The organism is Rugamonas sp. DEMB1 (assembly GCF_029834475.1).
Taxonomy (GTDB): domain Bacteria; phylum Pseudomonadota; class Gammaproteobacteria; order Burkholderiales; family Burkholderiaceae_D; genus Rugamonas; species Rugamonas rubra.
Map to the genome: position 1 here is coordinate 2,708,598 of NZ_CP122407.1, position 17,786 is coordinate 2,726,383.

At 69.7% G+C, this 17,786-nt stretch carries 17 protein-coding genes; 12 read left to right on the forward strand and 5 right to left on the reverse strand.

Annotated elements, in window-relative coordinates; genetic code table 11:
- Positions 1-137 precede the first annotated feature (137 nt).
- From QC826_RS12275 to QC826_RS12285, 3 genes are all read left to right on the forward strand, one after another.
- Positions 138-1,280, forward strand: a complete 1,143-nt coding sequence (locus QC826_RS12275) for a branched-chain amino acid ABC transporter substrate-binding protein (protein WP_279765869.1) — start codon at positions 138-140, stop codon at positions 1,278-1,280.
- Positions 1,281-1,420: 140 nt separating this feature from the next.
- Positions 1,421-2,059 (forward strand): NAD(P)H-dependent oxidoreductase, encoded by a 639-nt coding sequence (locus QC826_RS12280; protein ID WP_093390399.1) that lies wholly within the window; start codon positions 1,421-1,423, stop codon positions 2,057-2,059.
- Between the two features lie 192 nt (positions 2,060-2,251).
- Positions 2,252-3,859 carry a hypothetical protein gene (locus QC826_RS12285; protein WP_279765870.1) on the forward strand — a complete coding sequence of 536 codons (1,608 nt, stop codon included), beginning with the start codon at positions 2,252-2,254 and terminating at the stop codon, positions 3,857-3,859.
- Positions 3,860-3,928: 69 nt separating this feature from the next.
- On the opposite strand, the gene xrtA is transcribed toward QC826_RS12285, so the two are convergent.
- Positions 3,929-5,527, reverse strand: coding sequence for an exosortase A (xrtA, locus tag QC826_RS12290; protein ID WP_279765871.1), 1,599 nt, complete (start codon positions 5,525-5,527; stop codon positions 3,929-3,931).
- Between the two features lie 181 nt (positions 5,528-5,708).
- Here xrtA and QC826_RS12295 point away from each other — a divergent pair, with 181 nt between their 5' ends.
- Complete coding sequence (locus tag QC826_RS12295) at positions 5,709-6,512, forward strand: serine protease (protein ID WP_279765872.1); 804 nt, start codon at positions 5,709-5,711, stop codon at positions 6,510-6,512.
- Positions 6,513-6,604: 92 nt separating this feature from the next.
- On the opposite strand, the gene fur is transcribed toward QC826_RS12295, so the two are convergent.
- On the reverse strand, positions 6,605-7,027 hold the full coding sequence (gene fur / locus QC826_RS12300; protein WP_093390402.1) for a ferric iron uptake transcriptional regulator: 423 nt from the start codon (positions 7,025-7,027) through the stop codon (positions 6,605-6,607).
- A gap of 229 nt (positions 7,028-7,256) precedes the next feature.
- On the opposite strand from fur, the gene QC826_RS12305 reads away from it, so the two are divergent.
- The 5 genes from QC826_RS12305 to QC826_RS12325 all read left to right on the forward strand — a co-directional run bounded on the left by QC826_RS12305 (position 7,257) and on the right by QC826_RS12325 (position 12,070).
- Complete coding sequence (locus tag QC826_RS12305) at positions 7,257-7,640, forward strand: DUF2946 domain-containing protein (protein WP_279765873.1); 384 nt, start codon at positions 7,257-7,259, stop codon at positions 7,638-7,640.
- Positions 7,641-7,863: 223 nt separating this feature from the next.
- Entirely contained in the window at positions 7,864-9,972 is a 2,109-nt protein-coding gene (locus QC826_RS12310; RefSeq protein ID WP_279765874.1) for a TonB-dependent receptor, read from the forward strand.
- 172 nt (positions 9,973-10,144) lie between these two features.
- On the forward strand, positions 10,145-10,777 hold the full coding sequence (locus QC826_RS12315) for a 2OG-Fe(II) oxygenase (RefSeq protein ID WP_279765875.1): 633 nt from the start codon (positions 10,145-10,147) through the stop codon (positions 10,775-10,777).
- 178 nt (positions 10,778-10,955) lie between these two features.
- On the forward strand, positions 10,956-11,564 hold the full coding sequence (locus tag QC826_RS12320; RefSeq protein WP_279765876.1) for a TetR/AcrR family transcriptional regulator: 609 nt from the start codon (positions 10,956-10,958) through the stop codon (positions 11,562-11,564).
- 80 nt (positions 11,565-11,644) lie between these two features.
- A complete protein-coding gene (locus tag QC826_RS12325) occupies positions 11,645-12,070 on the forward strand; it encodes a hypothetical protein (RefSeq protein ID WP_279765877.1) in 426 nt (141 codons plus the stop codon).
- 4 nt (positions 12,071-12,074) lie between these two features.
- Here the strand turns inward: QC826_RS12325 and QC826_RS12330 are convergent, their stop codons facing one another.
- Both QC826_RS12330 and QC826_RS12335 read right to left on the reverse strand, forming a co-directional pair.
- Positions 12,075-12,698 carry a LuxR C-terminal-related transcriptional regulator gene (locus QC826_RS12330; RefSeq protein WP_279765878.1) on the reverse strand — a complete coding sequence of 208 codons (624 nt, stop codon included), beginning with the start codon at positions 12,696-12,698 and terminating at the stop codon, positions 12,075-12,077.
- A 26-nt stretch (positions 12,699-12,724) separates the two neighbouring features.
- Entirely contained in the window at positions 12,725-13,099 is a 375-nt protein-coding gene (locus QC826_RS12335; protein WP_279765879.1) for a hypothetical protein, read from the reverse strand.
- 168 nt (positions 13,100-13,267) lie between these two features.
- Between QC826_RS12335 and QC826_RS12340 the strand changes: the two genes are divergently transcribed.
- The 3 genes from QC826_RS12340 to QC826_RS12350 all read left to right on the forward strand — a co-directional run bounded on the left by QC826_RS12340 (position 13,268) and on the right by QC826_RS12350 (position 14,636).
- Positions 13,268-13,960: a response regulator gene (locus QC826_RS12340; RefSeq protein WP_279765880.1), complete on the forward strand. Its 693-nt coding sequence runs from the start codon at positions 13,268-13,270 to the stop codon at positions 13,958-13,960.
- A gap of 125 nt (positions 13,961-14,085) precedes the next feature.
- Positions 14,086-14,361: a CopG family ribbon-helix-helix protein gene (locus tag QC826_RS12345; protein ID WP_279765881.1), complete on the forward strand. Its 276-nt coding sequence runs from the start codon at positions 14,086-14,088 to the stop codon at positions 14,359-14,361.
- On the forward strand, positions 14,361-14,636 hold the full coding sequence (locus tag QC826_RS12350) for a type II toxin-antitoxin system RelE/ParE family toxin (RefSeq protein ID WP_279766459.1): 276 nt from the start codon (positions 14,361-14,363) through the stop codon (positions 14,634-14,636). The genes QC826_RS12345 and QC826_RS12350 overlap by 1 nt, the downstream gene beginning before the upstream one ends.
- Positions 14,637-14,654: 18 nt before the next feature.
- Here the strand turns inward: QC826_RS12350 and QC826_RS12355 are convergent, their stop codons facing one another.
- Positions 14,655-17,747 (reverse strand): sensor histidine kinase, encoded by a 3,093-nt coding sequence (locus tag QC826_RS12355; RefSeq protein ID WP_279765883.1) that lies wholly within the window; start codon positions 17,745-17,747, stop codon positions 14,655-14,657.
- Between the last annotated feature and the right edge of the window lie 39 nt (positions 17,748-17,786).

Below are 17,786 nucleotides of genomic sequence, written 5' to 3' on the forward strand. Positions count from 1 at the left end.
GGCGCCGTGCCGGTCCGGCTGAACAGCTCCGGCGACGGCTGGACGCTTTTGCCCGCGCCCGGTTTTCTATTGTAAGATCGGCGGATTCGCCGCTTCTTTCACCCCGGCGCCCCCCCCCAAGTAATCAAAAGGAAACCATGCCGTTCAAATTGAAAGTAGTCTTCATGGCCGTCGCGCTGGCGTGTGCGGCCGGCGCTCGGGCCGACGAGGTCATCAAAATCGGCCATGTGGCGGCCACTTCCGGTCCCATCGCCCACCTCGGCAAGGACAACGAGAACGGCGCGCGCATGGCGGTCGACGAGTTGAACGCCAAGGGCGTGCTGATCGGCGGCAAGCGCTACCGCGTGGTGCTGCAGGCCGAGGACGACGCCGGCGATCCGAAGCAGGGCGCCGCCGTGGCGCAGAAGCTGGTCGACGCCAAGGTGCAGGGCGTGGTCGGCCACGAGAACTCGGGCACCACGATACCGGCCTCGCGGATCTACCACGCGGCGGGCATTCCGCAGATTTCACCCTCCGCCAGCAACCCCAAGTACACGCGCCAGGGCTACAACACGGCCTTCCGCAACATCGCCAACGACGAGCAACTGGGCGCGGCGCTGGCCAGGTATGCGGTGCAGGCCGGCAAGGCCAAGCGCATCGCCGTCGTCGACGACCGCACCGCCTACGGCCAGGGTGTCGCCGACGAGTTCGCCAAGGGCGTCAAGCGGGCCGGCGCGGGCGCCAGCATCGTCGCGCAGCAGTACACCAGCGACAAGGCGAGCGACTTCAGCGCCATCCTCACCGCCATCAAGGCCAGCAAGCCGGACCTGATCTTCTTCGGCGGCATGGACGCCGTGGGCGGGCCGATGCTGCGCCAGATGAAGCAACTGGGCATGGCGGTCCAGTTCATGGGCGGCGACGGCCTGTGCTCCGATTCGTTGGCCCGGCTGGCCGGCGACGCCATGCGCGACGGCCAGGTGATCTGCGCCGAGGCCGGCGGCGTCGAGCCGGCGCAACAAAAGGGCATGGACGATTTCAGGGCGGCGTACCGGCGCAAATTCGGCATCGGGGTGGAGACCTACGCGCCGTACGCCTACGACGCGCTGCTGACCATGGTGCAGGCGATGCAGCAGGCCGGTTCGCCCGAGCCGGCCAGGTATTTGCCGGTGCTGGCGAAAATCCGCCACCAGGGCGTGACGGGCAATATCGCCTTCGACGCCAGGGGCGATGTGCAGGACGGCGTGTTGACCATCTACACCTTCCGGGGCGGCAAGCGCCAGCAGGTGGCCGTGGTGAAATAGACGCTTGGATTCGCCCCGCCGGATGCTCGGCGGGGCCATTCTCGCGGCGGTGGGGGCGGGCGCGTCGACAGGTACTTGCAACTTAGTAATTTGTCCCCAAGTAAGTCGACATCCCCACCACGCAGAAAGTGATGCACCCAATGCCCGAATTGCTGAATCGACTCGAATGGCGCTACGCCACCAAAAAGATGGACCCTAGCAAGGATGTTGCGCAAGAAAAGGTCGAGCGCATCCTCGAGGCGGTGCGCCTGACGGCCAGCTCCAGCGGCCTGCAGCCGTACGAGGTCATCGTCGTCACCAACCCGGCGGTGCGCGAGCAGATCAAGCCGCACGCCTGGAACCAGGGCCAGATCTCCGACTGCTCGCACCTGCTGGTGTTTGCCGCCTGGGACAACTACACCGCCGAGCGCATCAACGGCATGTTCGACCTGGTGAACGAGCAGCGCGGTCTGAAAAACGAGGGCTGGGAGGCGTATCGGCAACAGCTGCTGGCCAGCTATCCGGCGCGCGACGCGCAGACCAATTTCGAGCACGCCGCCCGGCAAGCCTATATCGGCCTCGGTTCGGCGCTGATCGCCGCCGCCTACGAGGAGGTCGACAGCACGCCGATGGAGGGCTTCGACCCGGCCAAGGTCGACGAGGTGCTCAAGCTGCGCGAGCGCGGCCTGCGCTCGGTGGTGATGCTGCCGCTGGGCTATCGCGCCGGCGAGGGCGACTGGCTGGTGGCGCTGAAGAAGGTGCGCCGTCCGCGCGCGCAGTTCGTCACCGAGGTGGCGTAAGCCCCGTCCAGCCCGGCCGGCCGGCGCCGCTTGCGGCCGGCCGGACCAGGCCGCCGAGCCCCTGTCGCAGGGGCTTTTTTTCGGCCGGAATTGCTCTTGCCTGTGAGAATCGATTGAGGAAAAAGCTTATAATTCGCTAAACCTTGGATTTTTCACCATCACCCTGCGCCCGATCGGCAAGGCAAGACCACCATGACCAGCATCTCCCCAGTCGGCGCCGCGAGCGCCATCCAGAGCGGCGCGGCCGCCGCCAACCGGGCCGAGGCGCCGGCGTCCAAGGCGGCGGCGGCCGACGCCGTCGTCAAGCTCAGCCCGGAAGCGCTGGCGGCCTCGTTGCAGGGCCTGCCCCGCGCGGTGGACACCAGCGGCGCGCCGCTGATCTGGGAAAGCAAGTCGCGCGATCCGATCACCTCCCTGATCGAGCGCAACTACTCGGCGCAGTCGACGGCCGGCCGCTTCCGCGGCCTGGGGGCGGCGCTGCTCGGCAGCTTCAAGGGCGAGGGCGCGGACGTGTCGCAAGCGGCGCAGCAATTGCCGCCGGGGACGCAGGTGGGCGGCTACGGCGCGCTGTTCTCGACCCAGCCGCCGGCGCTGCACGGCCGTGGCGACAACCAGGTCAGCCTCAACATCACCACCAAGAGCGGCGCCAAGGTGAAGGTGACGCTGGACAGCCAGGACGACGGCCTGGCCGTGCAAATGAGCACGAGCGGCTCGCTGAGCGAGGCCGAGCGCGGCGCGCTGGCCGGCCTGTCGGCCGCCTTCCAGGGCGCCATCGACGGCATGACGCAGGGCCCGCCCAAGCTCAAGCTGGACGGCTTGACCCAGTTCGACCGCACGCTGTTGGCCTCGGTCGACCTGCACGTGGCGGTGCGCTTGCCGAACGACCCGCAGCGCACGCAAAGCCTGGACTTCCACGCCGACGGCGCGCACCGGACGGTCGGCATCGACGGCCCGTCCGGCGCGGCCAAGGTCAGCGTCGACGTGGCCAAGCTGGCCGGCCTGGGCAGCGCGGAGCAGCAGGCCAAGGCGTTGGGCAGCTACTTGAAACAGGTCGACCAGGCCGCCGCGCGCGGCCGTGGCGACGCCGGGCTGGTGGCCATGTTCAAGGACGCCTTTACCGCCATGAACAGCCATGTCGGCGCGGCCAAGCAGCCGGCCGTCGGCGGCTACCAGTCGCACCAGGTGACGCTGTCCGACGAGGACCACGCCATGCTGACCGGCTTGGCCGACTTCAGCGCCTCGATCACACAGGCCGTGAAGTCGATCAATCCGCTGCGCCCCGGCGAGCTGGACCGCTTTTCCTACGAGTTGTCGCAGAACACCAGCGTCGGCGGCCGCAGCCAGGGCGACCGCACCATCGCGCAGCAACAACAATCGTCGCTGAGCGCCGCCTTCCACGCGTCCAACAAATCCGGCGTCGAACTGCGCCTGGACCTGACGCAGGAATCGCAGAACTACGACTACTACCAGATCGAGGACACGGCCAGCAGCAACGCCGACATGGCCTATCGCGACGGCCTGCTGACCCGCGCCACGCTGAGCCAGGAGGCGCGCCAGTCGACCCGCCTGATGCGCTACGAGATGGGCCGCCTGACAGCGGACACGACCACGCCCGGCCATCAATCGTTGCAGCGCGACCTGGTGGCGGCGCTGGCGCCCGACTTGAAGGGCGAGCGCCGCAAGACCGCCGACGAGATCTACCAGCACCAGCAGGCGCTGGCCCAGGTGCACGAGCAGGTGTTCCTGCGCGCCTATCCCGAGCAGGGCGACAGCGCCTGGTCGGTGGCGCCGGCCGGCTAAGCGGCGCCGCCCACCCAAGCGCACGGCGCCCCGTCCGGACCCGTTCCGGCGGGGCGCTTTTACGTCCGCTCAGGGTTTGCCGTTGGCGGCCAGCGTGGCCTCGAGCGGCGCCAGGTTGGCCGCGACGAAGCTGCGCAGCGCGGCGCGGGCCGCCTCCGGCTGCTCGTCGAGCGGCGTATAGAGCAGCACGACCGCGCCGTCGTCGCTGCCGCGCAGCAGGCGTTGGCGCACCGCCCACAGCTTGCCGACATAGTCGTTGGCGGTGCGGCGCCCGTCGATGGCGTACCAGCGCCACACCAGCAGGCGGCCGTTGGCGCCCTTCAACACCGTCTCGTTCACCGTCAAGGCCTGGCCCGCCAGGTGCTCCTGGCGCAGCGCGCCGCCGGCCTCGCGCCAGGCCTGGTTCTTGGCGTCCAGCGTGAGGCGGTTGCCGGAGCTGATCATCGGCCGTTCCGGCTGTTGGTTGCGGTAGTACAGCAGCGTTAGTCTGACCCGCTGTTGGCCGGCGGCGTAGCTTTGCCGCAGCTGCGCGGCGGGGGCGGCGAAGGCCGGCTGCCAGTCGGCGAACGGGGCGGCGGCCGGCCAAGCGGCCCGGAAGCCGTCCAGCCGCACCGGTTGCGGGTTGAACTGGGCCCGCTCCAGATAGCCGGCGGCCAGGGGGCCGGCGCCGGCGGCCAGCAGCACGGCCAGCGCGGCCAGCGCCAGCCGGGCCGGCGCGGCCGACGGCGTGGCGGCCGTCGTGGCGGCCGTCGCGGCGGCGCGGGCGGCGGCGTCGGGCAGCGGCTGGCGGCGGTCCTCGCGCCACAGGCTGCCGATCAGGAACAGCAGCGAGATCACCAGGCCGAAGAAGACCCAGCCGTAGATCAGGTGGTCGAAGCCGACCGCCATCGTCATGCCGCTCAGGTGGCCCATCATGACGATGCCGTAGGCGCGCACCGCGTTGGCGCCGATCGGCACGAGCACGGCGAGGGCGATGAAGGCGGCCTGGCGCAGCCGCGAGCGGTAGGTCAGCCAGGCGTACAGGCAGCCCAGCGTCAGCGACGAGATCAGGTAGCGCAGGCCGCTGCAGGCCTCGACCACCGACCAGCTGCCGCTCGGTATCATGAAGGTGTTGCCTTCGCGTAGGACGGGGATGCCGCTCAGGCGCAGGGCGGCGATGGTGGCGTTGGCGGTCACGTCCATCAGCGGCGGAATGAAGACGTCGCCGAAGGGCACGGCGAACACCAGGAACAGCAGGGGGAAGGCGATGGCGCGGGCGACGCGGCGGCCCAGCAGCAGCAGCACCGCCAGGGGCAGCATGGCGACCATGGCGTACTGGCGCACGATCTGCACCTCGCCCAGTTGCGCCAGCAGCCAGGCGGCGGCGCAGCCCAGCAGCAGGGGCAGGGCGGGCCAGCAGGGGCGCAGCGGCAGGCGCGCCAGCGCGGCGCGCTGCTGCCAGATCAGCCACAGCGCGCCGGGCAGGATCAGGTAGCCGTGGGCGAAGGTGTCGGAACGGTTCCAGATCGCCACGATGGAGCGCGCCGTGGCCAGGTTCGCCAGCAGCGGCAACAGCAGCGCCAGGGCCAGACACAGCGCCAGGCCGGCGCCGGAGCGGGGCGGCGGGGCGGCGGGAACGACGGCTGGCGTGATGGTCGGCTGCGGCAGGGTCGGCTTGTCGTCCGGCATGGCTTGTGTTCCGCTGAGGGCTGCGGCGCGCCGGCCTGGTAGGCCAGCATGAAACCTCGCCGCTTATCTTGATAATTATCTAAAACACATCTAAGTTCAGTATGTTACCGTAGTTTCGTTTACATTATTGTAATTTTTTTGTGCTAAGGTGGGCGCTCCCGCCCACTTCCCGGTGCCCCGCATGCCGCCATTGCTTGCCGTCTTGTTCCGCCGCCGGCCGGTCGCCGGCCTGGCCGCCTGGTCGGCGGTGTTGTTGAACTGCATCGCGCCGGCGGCCCGGGCGGACCAGCTCGAGCACACCATTGTCCGCGTCAAGCCGGCGGTGGTGGGCGTGGGCACCTTCCTGGCCGGACGCAGTCCGCCGATCCGCTTCGTCGGCACCGGCTTCGCCGTCGGCGACGGGCTGAGCGTGGTGACCAACGCCCAGTTGGCGCTCGGTCCGCCGCTGCCGCTGCAAGGGGAGGTGCTGGGTGTGTTGCTGGGCAACGGCGCGCAGCTCGAATTCCGCGCCGCGACGGTGCGCGCGGTCGACAAGGAGCACGACCTGCTGCATCTGCGCATCGCCGCGCCGGCCTTGCCGGTGTTGCAGTTGGAGTTGGCGCCCGAACACGCGCCGCAGGAGGGCAGCGCGCTGGCCTTCACCGGCTTTCCGCTCGGCTTGGCGCTCGGTTTGAACCGCGCCACGCACCGCGCCACCTTGTCGGCGGTGACGCCGGTGGTGCTGCCGGCGCTGGCCACGCGGCAGTTGAACCCGCGCGCCATCGCCCAGTTGAGCCAGACGCCGTTCAAGGTGTACCAGCTCGACGGCACGGCCTTCGCCGGCAACAGCGGCGGGCCGGTCTACGCGCCGGACAGCGGCCGGGTGGTCGGCATCGTCAACCAGATGTTCGTCAAGGGACTGAAGGAGACGGCGCTGAGCACGCCGACCGGCATCACCTACGCGGTGCCGGCGCGCCACATCGAGGACTTGCTGCGGCAGAAATGAGGCGGCTCCCCGGATTTGCGCGCGCCGACGAAAACCTGCGGCGGCCAATCGAGGGTCAGACCCTAAGGGTCTGACCCTTGTACTCTTGTCGCCTAGGCCGGCGCGCCGTTGCAGTGGGCGCAGACGCCGTACAGCGACAGCGAATGCTCGTGCAGGGCGAAGCCGCGCTCGCGCGCCACTTCCTCCTGGCGGCGCTCGATGTCGGCGTCGACGAACTCCTCCATTTTTCCGCAGCGGGTACAGACCAGATGGTCGTGGTGCTCGCCCTGGTTCAGCTCGAACACCGAGGCGGCCGATTCGAACTGGCGCCGGCTGAGGATGCCGGCGGCGGCGAACTGCATCAGCACGCGGTAGACGGTGGCCAGGCCGAGGTCGATGTGCTCGTCGCGCAGCAAATGGTAGACGTCGTCGGCGCTGAGGTGCTTCTTCTTGCCCTCCTGGAACAGCTGCAACACGCGCAGGCGGGGCAGGGTGGCCTTCAGGCCGGAATTGCGCAATTCTTTTGGAATATCCATTGGTCTCCTTCGGCGCTTTCCTTGGTATTTGTGAGAACGATTCTCATTCCGAATGATATGCGTAATGGGAATCATTTGCAATGAAGATGTGGCGACGGCGGGCGCCAACGGCAGGCGGCGGCAAAGCCGGTTAAAAGATGATCTACGTTAAGATCGGCGGGAGTTTTGTATGCTAGCCCCGGGCGGCGTCCCGTATAATTGCCATATGGTTACAAATGTGAAAAGAAGAATGTTGTGCGCTTGGGTGGCCTGTCTGGCCATCCTGTTCAGCGCGCTGGCGCCTTCCATCTCACACGCGCTGACCGCCGCCGCGCCTTCCTCGGCCGTTGCCGGTGCCAGCGCGCCCGGCCTGATGGCGATCTGCAGCAGCAACGGCGCCAAGGCCGCCGCCCCGGCCGCCATCGACCAGCATCCCGCAGCCCTGCAACACCACTTGGAGCACTGCGCCTACTGCATGAGCCACGGCGGCGCTTTGGCGCTGCTGCCCACTTCGGCGCACGTCTTGCCGCTGCTGGCCGGCTACGATCACTACCCCTCCTTGTTCTACCGGGCGCCGGCGCCGCTGTTCTCCTGGTCCGCCGCCAGCCCGCGCGGCCCGCCGGCCGCCGCCTGACCCTCTCCTAAACCCCGTTCCACCACGCCCGCGCCACCAGGCCGGGACGAGCAGCCGCGCCCGCTTGTCGGCCGCCGCCTTGCGGCGTCGTGCCGCGCCGTGCCGCGTCGCGCCGTGCCGTCTCCCTGCGGCCAGGCGCAGCCGTGGCATGCCCCGGCGCAGCCGCGCCCTCGGCCGGCCGGACGGCGCACCCCATTTGAGCACCTTAGAAAGGAAGTACCCCATGAAATACTCCATCCAACTGACCCCGCTCGCCCTCGCCATTTGCCTGGCCCATCCCGCGCTGGCGCAGAGCCAGGCCGTGTCCGGCACCGTGTCCGGCACCATGCCGGAGGTGCGCGTGGTCGGCCAGGCGATGCCGCAGCCGCTGGCCGGCAGCGACAGCAGCCAGCTGCTGTCCAACGTGGCCGGCTACAACGTGGCGGCCGGTGGCGGCGTGTCCGGCCTGCCGGTGATGAACGGCTTCGCCGACGACCGCCTGAAGATCCGCATCGACGGCATGGAAGTGAGCTCGGCCTGCGCCAACCACATGAACGCGCCGCTGTCCTACATCGCGCCCAAACAAGTCGGCAAGATCCGCATGCTGGCCGGCCTGACGCCGGTGAGCATGGGCGGCGACAGCATCGGTGGCAGCATCGAGGTCGAGTCGGCGCCGGCCGAGTTCGCCGACGCGCCCGGCCTGCTGCGCAGCAGCGGCAGCGTGTCGCTGGGCGCGCGCAGCGTCGACCGCAGCGTCTCGGCGGCGCTGAGCGCCGGCGTCGCCAACGAGCGCCTGAGCATCGCCTACAGCGGCAACCGGGTGCGCGCCAACAGCTACCGCGACGGCAACGGCGACCAGGTGCGCGACAGCCTCTACAAGAGCACCAACCAGAGCCTGACCATGGCGGCGCAGGGCGGCGGCCAGCTGCTCACGCTGCGCCTGGGCACCCAGCGCATCCCCTACCAAGGCTTCCCCAACCAGTACATGGACATGACGCGCAACCATGCCGATTTCGCCAACCTGAACTACAACGGCGCGCTGGCCTGGGGCAAGCTGGACGCCCGCCTGTACTGGCAGCGCACCGAGCACGACATGGGCTTCTTCAGCGCCGAGCGGGCCGGCAAGATGCCGATGCTGACCGAGGGCCGCGACCGTGGCTACGCCGTCAAGGCCGAGCTGCCGCTGGCGGCCGGCGGCGCCCTGCGCCTGGGCCACGAGTACCACAGCTTCCGCCTCGAGGACTACTGGCCGTCCGTGCCGGGCGCGATGATGATGTCGCCGCTGGTCTACTTGAACATCCACGACGGCAAGCGCGACCGCGTCGTCCTGTTCGCCGAGTGGGACCAGGCCGTCAACGCGCAGTGGAGCACCCAGCTCGGCCTGCGCGGCGAGCGCGTCAACAGCGACGCCGGCCAGGTCCAGCCCTACAACTACACGATGATGAACGCCGCCGACGTCGACGCCGCCAAGCTCTTCAACAGCCGCGGCCACGCCCGCCGCGACAACAACGTCGACCTGACCGCGCTGGCCCGCTACGAGGCCGGCGCCGGCGCCAGCTACGAGTTCGGCTACGCCCGCAAGACCCGCTCGCCCAACCTGTACGAGCGCTACACCTGGGGCCGTGGCACCATGGCGATGCGGATGATCAACTGGTTCGGCGACGGCAACGGCTACGTCGGCAACCTCGACCTCAACCCCGAGGTGGCGCACACCCTCAGCGCCAGCGCCGACTGGCACGACGCGGCGCGCCAGCGCTGGAGCGTCAAAGTGACGCCGTACTTCAGCTTCGTGCGCGACTACGTCGACGCCGACGCCATCGGCAGCTTCAACCCCTACGGCGTGAAGACGGCCAGCGGCCGGCTGCTGCGCTTCGCCAACCACGACGCCCGCCTGTACGGCGTCAACCTGGCGTGGAACCTGGCGCTGGCGCAGGACGCCCGCTTCGGCAAGCTGGCGCTGAAGGGCACGGCCAGCATCACCCGTGGCGAGCGCACCGACGGCCTCGACCTGTACCGCATGATGCCGTTCAACGCCAGCGTCGCCCTCGAACAGGCGCAGGGCGCCTGGCACAACACGCTCGAGGCCAAGCTGGTCGGCCGCAAGCACCTGGTCGACAGCCAGCGCCTGGAACCGGAAACCGGCGCCTACGCCGTGTTCAACGCCCGCGCGCAGTACCAGGCCGGGCGCAACGTCAGCCTGTCGGCCGGCGTCGGCAACCTGTTCAACCGCTACTACGCCGACCCGATGGGCGGGGTCGACCTGGCCGGCATGGCGGCGAGCCGCAGCGGCACCCTGCGCGCGCTGCCCGGCTACGGCCGTTCCTTCGACCTGGGGCTGACTTACTCCTTCTAAGCCGCCCCGTTTCAAGGCTGCCTTTCCCGGGGCAAATGAGTGTTGGCGCGGCCGTGGAAGGTGTTACCATGGCCGCTCAAAGATGCGCTGCTGCCGACCAGGCGGCGTTTGATCAGCACTCCTGGCTGGTTGACGATATTTTTGTCCGCACGCCACCAGGAAAGCAGCTCAGATGCATACCGATCCGTCCCCCATCCCGTCGTCGACGGGGCCGTGGCTGCACCAGCGCACGCTGGACCAGCTGGCCAGCCACGGCTGGTCGCAACAAAACCACTTTCTTTCCGATGAACTGACGCTGGCGCTGGCGGCCGAATGCCGCTCGCTGGCCGCCACCGGCGCGTTGACGCTGGCCGCCGTCGGCCGGGGCGACGCGCAGGCGCTGCGGCCGGACATCCGCGGCGACCGCACGCGCTGGCTGGCGGCCGGCCAATCGGACGCCTGCGACCGCTACCAGGGCATCATGGAACAGCTGCGGCTGGCGCTGAACCAGGCCTTCTTCCTCGGCCTGGACAACTACGAAAGCCATTTCGCGCTGTATGCGCCGGGCGCCGGCTACCAGCAGCACCTGGACCGCTTCCGCGACGACGACCTGCGCACCGTGTCGGCGGTGATCTACCTGAACGCCGACTGGCCGAACGGGCAGGGCGGCGCGCTGCGCCTGCATCCGCAGGGCGGGCCGACGCTCGACATCGCGCCGCTGGGCAGCCGGTTGGTGCTGTTCCTGTCGGCCGACATGCTGCACGAGGTGCTGCCGGCGACCTGCGAACGGCTGTCGCTGGCCGGCTGGTTCCGCCGCCGCAGCTAGGTCCCGGCGTTCCGTTCGGTTCTCTACCCCGCACTGCGATACGCCACGGGGTCCGACCCCGCATGGGGTCAGACCCCTTCGCCCCTGGGGTAAGTAAGCCGGGGGAATCTTTTTCTCTTGATAATATGGCGTTTTTAACTATACTATGCGGTATAGTATGTATCTTGATAGAAAAGCCATGCCGCCAAACACAAAACCTACTCAACACCGGGAAACCAAGCTGCCGCGCACCGCCTGGTTGGAGTCCGGCCTGGGCCTCCTGTCCGGGACCGGCCCGCAGGCCATCACCGTCGAGCAGTTGTGCAAGAGCGTGGGGCGCTCCAAGGGCTCCTTTTACCACCACTTCGCCGACGTCAAGACCTACGGTGACGCGCTGGTGTCGTTCTGGGAACAGCGCGACACCGAGAGCGTGATGCGGATGGTCGACCAGTCCGCCGGCGCCTGGCAAAAGCGGCAAGCCTTGGCGGGCCTGGCCTTGTCGCTGGACGGCAGCACCGAGCGCGCCATGCGCCAGTGGGCGGCCAGCAATGCCGACGTGGGCGGCCGGGTGGCGGTGATAGACCAGCGCCGCATCGCTTACCTGGCCGGTCTGATCGACGAGATCAACGGCCACGGCGATCCGGCCGACGCGCTCGACCTGGCGCGCATCGAGTACGCCACCTTCGTCGGCCTGTTCTATGTGCTGCCCTGCGGCCAGCGCGTCGATTCCAGCCGCATGTTGCGGCGCTTCTTGATGTTGATGACGCCGGCGGCGCCGCCCTTGCCGCCCAACTGGCCCGATGCCTGACTTCATTTTGTTAGTTCGCCGTACCTTCCCTGTCCGGCATGAACACCTGCCTTTTTTGACTCATCTCTTTGAAAGCACACATGAACCGACCACTGCTCGCCGCCACGCTGCTGGCCACCTTCACCGCCCTGTTGCACACCTTCGTCGGCACGCCCGAGATTGAAGGCCCGCTGCTGCAGTCGGGCCTGCCCTCCGAGGTCAGTCTACTACTGCTGGCCTGCTGGCATTTGGTCACAGCGGCGCTGGTAATCTCGGCGCTCGCCTTGGGCCTGGCGCTGCGGCCGACAGCGGCGTGGGCGCGGGCCACGGTCCGGCTGGTGTCCTATCTATGGTTGAGCTTTGGCACGGTGTTCGTCCTGGTCGACCTGATTTACGTCGGCCCGGCCATGCTGTTGCGGCTGCCGCAATGGGTGCTGTTGCTGCCGGTCGGCGCGCTCGGCCTGTGGGGCGCGCGGGTCGACCGCCGCAAGCAGATCGACGCCGGCGCTGGCGCCGCCTTCGCCTAAGTGCTCAGGCCGGCTGCGCGCCGCCGCGGCGCGGTTCGCCGACCAGGCCGCGCCGCGTCGCCAGCACCACCGCGTGGGTGCGGGCGGTGGCGCCGAGCTTGTCGAACAGGCCCTTGACGTGGGTCTTGACGGTGCCGACGCCGATGCCCAATTCGCGCGCGATCGACTTGTTGCAGCAACCCTCGGCCAACAACTGCAGCACGTCGCTCTCGCGTCCGGTCAGGCCGACGCGGGAGAAGCTGTCGGCCACGCAGCGGCTCAGCTCCGGGCTGATGTAGCGCAGGCCGCGGCCCAGCGCGCGCACGGCCGTCAGCAGCTGCCCGGCGTCGCAGCTTTGCAGCAGATAGCCGTGCACGCCGGCCGTCATCGCGGTGTGCAGCTCCCATTCGCGGTCGAGCTGGGTCACCACCAGCACGCGCGCCACCGGCGCCGGGCCGTGGCCCTCGGCCGGGCGCACCCGCGCCAGCCCCTGGCGGTAGTCGGCCAGCACCACGTCGACACCGTCGCCGGTCGCCTCGTCCAGGCTCAGCTCGATGTCGGCGCAGGCGCGCAGCAGCGCCACCAGGCCGGCGTTGACGATGGCGTCCTGGTGGATCACCAGCACGCGGATTTTTTCAGCGCGATTCATAGACTTCTCCGTAACAATGATGCCCCTTACGAATCGGGCGTGAATGGATCTTTGGGCAGCAGCAGCCGGCGCCGGCCGAACAGCCTGGCGTCCAGGGCGTAGGCGCCGGGGCCGAGCAGCAGCAGCGCCAGCGCGCCGCACACCGCCACGGCCGGCGCCGGCCCGGCGCTGGCCCAGTTGTTGAACAGGCTGAGCGCCTGGTAGACGGCGCAGACCGCCGCCGCCAGCGGCGTCAGCAGGCCCAGGCCCAGCAGCATGAGCAGGGCCAGCAGCAGCCACCACCAAGGCGGCAGCGCGCCGCCCAGGCTGTCTAGCAGCAGGCGGATGGCCACGGCCAGGCGCAGCAGCAGCAGGCCGGCGCCGGGTCCGCCGGCGGGAAAACTCGAGGTGAATCCATGCATGGCGGGGGCGGCCCGGTGGGCTAAGCTGTCATGGCATGCAGCTTAGCGGTGTGCCGGGCGCGGCGCAGCCCCCGATCGGGTTGGCGCGCGCTAACCCTATCGGGGTATGGCAGGAACGGCAATCTTGTGACACACTGGGCGGCTCGGTAGAACCAGATGGAAGGCGCAATGAACACAGGCAGCGACAGCAGCGCCCACCCGGCAACCGAGGCGGCCCCGCCCATCACGGTGATGACGGTCGACGACCATCCGCTGTTCAGGGAGGGCATCGCCAGCGTCATCGAGGACGAGGCCGACATGCGCCTGCTGGCCGAGGCCACCAGCGGCCGCGAGGCGATACAGCGCTACCGCGAGCTGCGTCCCGACGTGACGCTGATGGACATCCAAATGCCGGACATGAACGGCATCGACGCGACCATGGCGATCCGGCGCGACTTCCCCAACGCCCGCATCGTCGTGCTCACCACCTACGAGGGCGATGTGCTGGCGCAGCGCGCCATCAAGGCCGGCGCGGTCGGCTACCTGCTCAAGAGCATGCTGCGCAAGGAGCTGCTGGCGACGGTGCGCAACGTGCACGCCGGCCGCCGCTGCATACCGGCGGCGGTGGCCAGCGGCATGGCGGCGCACTGGCACGTCGACGCGCTGAGCAAGCGCGAGCTCGAGGTGCTGCAGCTGGTCGCCGGCGGCCAGAGCAACAAGCGCGTCGGCGTGCTGCTGGCCATCTCCGAGGAGACCGTCAAGGTGCACATGAAGAGCATCCTGGCCAAGCTGGCCGCCAGCGACCGCACCCACGCCGTCACGCTGGCCATCGAGCGCGGCATCCTCGACCTGCGCGCCTGCGGCACGGTCGGCGTGATTTGAGTGCCGACAGGATGAGAGTGGCCGATTGTATTTGATTAGGTTTGATTGACTTTGATTGACATGCTTGGAGGGCAATGCAAGAATGACCTCGCTCTCCCCAAGAAACCAATTTGAAGGAATCATTTATGGCACAGACGGAAACCAAAGTGATTACCGCACATATCCCTTTGCCGCTGGCCGACAAAGTCGATCAATTGGCATCCCGGCTCGAGCGTTCGCGCGGCTGGATCGTTAAACAGGCGCTCAGCGCTTGGGTTGACCAAGAAGAGGAGCGCAGTCGCCTCACGCGCGAAGCGATGGCCGATGTGGCCGCCGGGCGTGTCATCGATCATCAGTCGGTGCAGGCGTGGGCAGACAGCCTTGGCACCGACAGGCCGCTGGCCGCGCCGGTGCTGCCTTGATGGACTTGCGCTGGACCAGCAAGGCACTCTCCGATTTGATACGGCTGCATGAGTTCTTGGCGACGGTGAACAAGCCGGCCGCTGCCCGTGCCGTGCAGTCGCTCACGGCCGCCGCCGCCAGTTTGCTGGCGAATCCACGCATAGGCGAACGGTTGGAGGAATTCGACCCACGCGACATCCGCCGCATCCTGGTTGGCCGCTACGAGCTGCGCTATGAGATCGAGGCGTCAACGATTTACCTCTTGCGGCTGTGGCACACGCGTGAAGACCGCTAGAGTCCAACTCCTGCGCGGCTAGCGCAGTCTGTCGCTGCGCGCCAGCCAGCCGTTCAGGCGGCCGAGCCAGGTGCGCGCCGGCGCGCGCGCGTAGGCCCGCGCCGCCACCACCCGCAGCGTCACCTCGGTGCCCTTGCCGGGAGCGCTCCACAACTCCACCTCGCCGGGAATCTTGCCGGCGCGCTCGCGCATGCCGGTCAGGCCCCAGTGGCCGGGCCGCCGGCCGGCGCGCAGCACCGTCTCGTCCATGCCCTTGCCGTCGTCGCGCACGCGCAGTTGGAACTGCCCGCGGCCGTAGATCAGCTCCAGTTCCACCTCGCCGGCGGCGCCGTGCTGGAAGGCGTTCTGCAGCGCCTCGCGGCCGATGTGGTAGACGTTTTCGCAGGCGTTCTCCGCCAGCGGCATCGGCTCGCCCGTCAGCGCCAGGCTGAAACGCGGCGGGTACTGCTCCTCCAGCGCCTGGCCGCACTGGGCGAAGGCCAGCGGCAGGTCGCCGCCGTGCGAGGGCTCGACACGCAGGCCGGTCAGCTGGTTGCGGCCCTCGACCATCACCGCGTCGGCCTGGTCGAGGATCTTCTCGGCCAGCGCGCGCGCCTCGCCGTCGGCCGGCAGGCGCTTGAGCAGGGTCTGGAAGCGCAGGATCAGGCCCTGCACGCTTTGCAGGAAGGTGTCGTGCAGCGCGCGGGCGATGCGCTCGCGCTCGTCGAGGCGTTCGACCATGCGCTGTTGCAGCTGGCGCGTGACCTGGCGCATGCGCAGCAGGTACAGCAGCCACAGCAGGCCGGCCGCCACGGCCAGGCACAGGGCGGTGAACCAGCCGGTCTGCACGAAGGACGGGCGGATGCTGAAGCGCAGCTCGGCCGCCTGCGGGTTCCACATGCCGTCCTCGTTTGCCGCCATCACGCGGAACTTGTAGTCGCCCGGCGCCAGGTTGGTATAGAAGGCTTGGCGCAGGCGGCCCGGATCGTGCCAGTCGGCGTCGTAGCCGTCGAGCCGGTAGCGGAAGGCGATCCGCTCCGGCATCGACAGGCCGAGCGCGGTGAAGTCGAGCCGCAGGGCGCGGGTGTTGGCCGGCAGCGCCAGGCCGGCGCGCGCCGGGTAGGCGCGGCCGTCGGCCGTCACGCCCTGGATCTGCAGCGGCGGCGGCAGGCGGTTGCGGCGGATGGCGGCCGGGTCGATCCAGCTGATCTGGCTGGCGGTGGACAACCACAGCCGGCCGTCCGAGGCCTCGACCAGCGAAGGCACCGGGCGGATCTGCGCGGCGGCGCCGACCAGGCCGTCGTGGGCGTCGAAGCGCTCGTAGGCGACGCCGCTGCCGGGCCGGCGCAGCGCGGCGGCCAGCTCGGCGGCGCCGATGTGGCTCAGGCCGTCGGCGCCGAACAGCCACAGCTCGCCGGCGCCGCTGCGCACGATGCCGGAGACGCCGCGGAAGTCCTCGCCGCCGCGCCCGCGCAGCGGCACGAAGCGGCGGCGCGCGGCGTCGAACCAGGCCACGCCGCGCTCGCCGCCGGCCCACAGCTGGCCGTCGCGCCGGTGCAGCGTCAGCACGGCGCCCAGCTCCAGGCCCTGGGCGGCGTCGTACACGGCGACGCGGCCCCCCTCGACGCGGGCGACGCGGTTGCGCGGATAGCCGGCCCACAGCACGCCGTCGTCCTGCGTCAACAGGCTGACGGCGTAGCTGTCGGGCAGGCCGGCCAGGCCGCCGTTCTTGATCCAGTCGCCCTGGCGCAGCAGGTACAGGCCGGCGCGCGAGAACGACAACCACATGTCGGCGCCGCCGCCGTGGCTGATCGCCTGCAGGTCGTAGCCGTCGGCGGCCGCCGGCCGGGCGATGCGGCGCATCCGCCTGCCGTCGCGGCGCCACAGTTCCTGCTCGGCGCCGAGCCAGACGGCGCCGTCCGGCGCGCGGTAGGCAGCCGAGACGAAGGCGCGCGCCAGGACGCCGCGCTGGCCCTCCGGGCCGAACAGGCGCAGCGGGCCGGCGCGGTCGCCCACCAGCATGCCGCCGTCGGCGCCGGGCAGCAGGAAGGCGTGGTCCAGCTGCGCCTCGGTGGGCACGGTGGCCAGGCGGTTGCGACGGAAGCGGTCGACGCCGGCCGAGGTGCCGATCCACACATTGCCCTCGCGGTCCTGGAAGAAGCACTGCGGCAGGCCGCCGCTCAGGCCGTGGTCGCGGGTCAGCAGCTGGCCCGGCGGCGGCGGCAGATTCTGCCGCTCGGGCAGGCGGCGCTGCACGCTGTCGGCGCGCATCAGCCACATGCTGCCGTCGCGGTCGAAGTGCATGCCGCTGCCGGGCAGCTCGGCCTTGGCCGGCGTGCCGGCCGGCGGCGCCTCGGTGCGCATGCGGTAGTAGCTGTCGACCGCGTCCGAGGCCCACAAGGTGCCGTCCGGCGCCAGGCCCATGCCCATCAGGTCGAGCCGGGGCCAGGCCGGCGCGAAGCGCTGCTCGCCACGGCGGCGGAAGTAGACGCCGCCCTGCATCGAGATCCATTGCGTGCCGGCGCGGTCGAAGATCACCTGGCGGCCGATGCGCGAGGGCAGCCCCAGCTCGGCGCCGGCCGCCACGAAGCGCCCCTCCAGCAGGCGCGCCATGCCGTCGCGGGTGGCGGCCCAGACCACGCCGTCCGGCGCCCGGCTCAAGTGCATCACGGCGCCGTCGGGCAGGCACTCGGCCACGCCGTAGTGCTCGGCGCGGCCGTGGTGGAAGTGGCTGACGCCGCCGAAGCGGTAGCCCAGCCACAGGCCGCCCTCGGGCGGCGCGTACATCGCCAGCACGTTGGGCGACGACAGGGCGTGGCCGTCGATGGCGTCCATCCGCTCGAAGCGCTTGCCGTCGAAACGGAACAGGCCGGTGGCGGTGGCCAGCCACAGCCAGCCGTCGCTGGTCTGCACGAAGTTCAACACGTCGACCGGCGCGCCGTCCTGCGCACCCCAGCTGGTGTGGCTGAATTCGTCGAGCAGGCGTGGTCGCGCCGCGCCGGGCGCCGCTTGGGCGGGGGCCGCAGCGCGCGCCTGTGGCGGTGCCTGGGTCTGGCCGGGGCCGACCGTCAACAGCAGGGCGAGCGCCGCGGCCAGGCGCCGCGCCGGCAATGGGAAAGTGTGAAATCGCATGGCCGGCATCTTAGCATCGACTTGACGCAAAGATAACGC

What these genes read in the sequence shown, in the direction of transcription:
- QC826_RS12275 (WP_279765869.1), top strand. Translation starts at nt 138, where the DNA reads ATGCCGTTCAAATTGAAAGTAGTCTTCATGGCCGTCGCGCTGGCGTGT.
- QC826_RS12280 (WP_093390399.1), top strand. Translation starts at nt 1,421, where the DNA reads ATGCCCGAATTGCTGAATCGACTCGAATGGCGCTACGCCACCAAAAAG.
- QC826_RS12285 (WP_279765870.1), top strand. Translation starts at nt 2,252, where the DNA reads ATGACCAGCATCTCCCCAGTCGGCGCCGCGAGCGCCATCCAGAGCGGC.
- xrtA (WP_279765871.1), bottom strand. Translation starts at nt 5,527, where the DNA reads ATGCCGGACGACAAGCCGACCCTGCCGCAGCCGACCATCACGCCAGCC.
- QC826_RS12295 (WP_279765872.1), top strand. Translation starts at nt 5,709, where the DNA reads ATGCCGCCATTGCTTGCCGTCTTGTTCCGCCGCCGGCCGGTCGCCGGC.
- fur (WP_093390402.1), bottom strand. Translation starts at nt 7,027, where the DNA reads ATGGATATTCCAAAAGAATTGCGCAATTCCGGCCTGAAGGCCACCCTG.
- QC826_RS12305 (WP_279765873.1), top strand. Translation starts at nt 7,257, where the DNA reads ATGTTGTGCGCTTGGGTGGCCTGTCTGGCCATCCTGTTCAGCGCGCTG.
- QC826_RS12310 (WP_279765874.1), top strand. Translation starts at nt 7,864, where the DNA reads ATGAAATACTCCATCCAACTGACCCCGCTCGCCCTCGCCATTTGCCTG.
- QC826_RS12315 (WP_279765875.1), top strand. Translation starts at nt 10,145, where the DNA reads ATGCATACCGATCCGTCCCCCATCCCGTCGTCGACGGGGCCGTGGCTG.
- QC826_RS12320 (WP_279765876.1), top strand. Translation starts at nt 10,956, where the DNA reads ATGCCGCCAAACACAAAACCTACTCAACACCGGGAAACCAAGCTGCCG.
- QC826_RS12325 (WP_279765877.1), top strand. Translation starts at nt 11,645, where the DNA reads ATGAACCGACCACTGCTCGCCGCCACGCTGCTGGCCACCTTCACCGCC.
- QC826_RS12330 (WP_279765878.1), bottom strand. Translation starts at nt 12,698, where the DNA reads ATGAATCGCGCTGAAAAAATCCGCGTGCTGGTGATCCACCAGGACGCC.
- QC826_RS12335 (WP_279765879.1), bottom strand. Translation starts at nt 13,099, where the DNA reads ATGCATGGATTCACCTCGAGTTTTCCCGCCGGCGGACCCGGCGCCGGC.
- QC826_RS12340 (WP_279765880.1), top strand. Translation starts at nt 13,268, where the DNA reads ATGAACACAGGCAGCGACAGCAGCGCCCACCCGGCAACCGAGGCGGCC.
- QC826_RS12345 (WP_279765881.1), top strand. Translation starts at nt 14,086, where the DNA reads ATGGCACAGACGGAAACCAAAGTGATTACCGCACATATCCCTTTGCCG.
- QC826_RS12350 (WP_279766459.1), top strand. Translation starts at nt 14,361, where the DNA reads ATGGACTTGCGCTGGACCAGCAAGGCACTCTCCGATTTGATACGGCTG.
- QC826_RS12355 (WP_279765883.1), bottom strand. Translation starts at nt 17,747, where the DNA reads ATGCGATTTCACACTTTCCCATTGCCGGCGCGGCGCCTGGCCGCGGCG.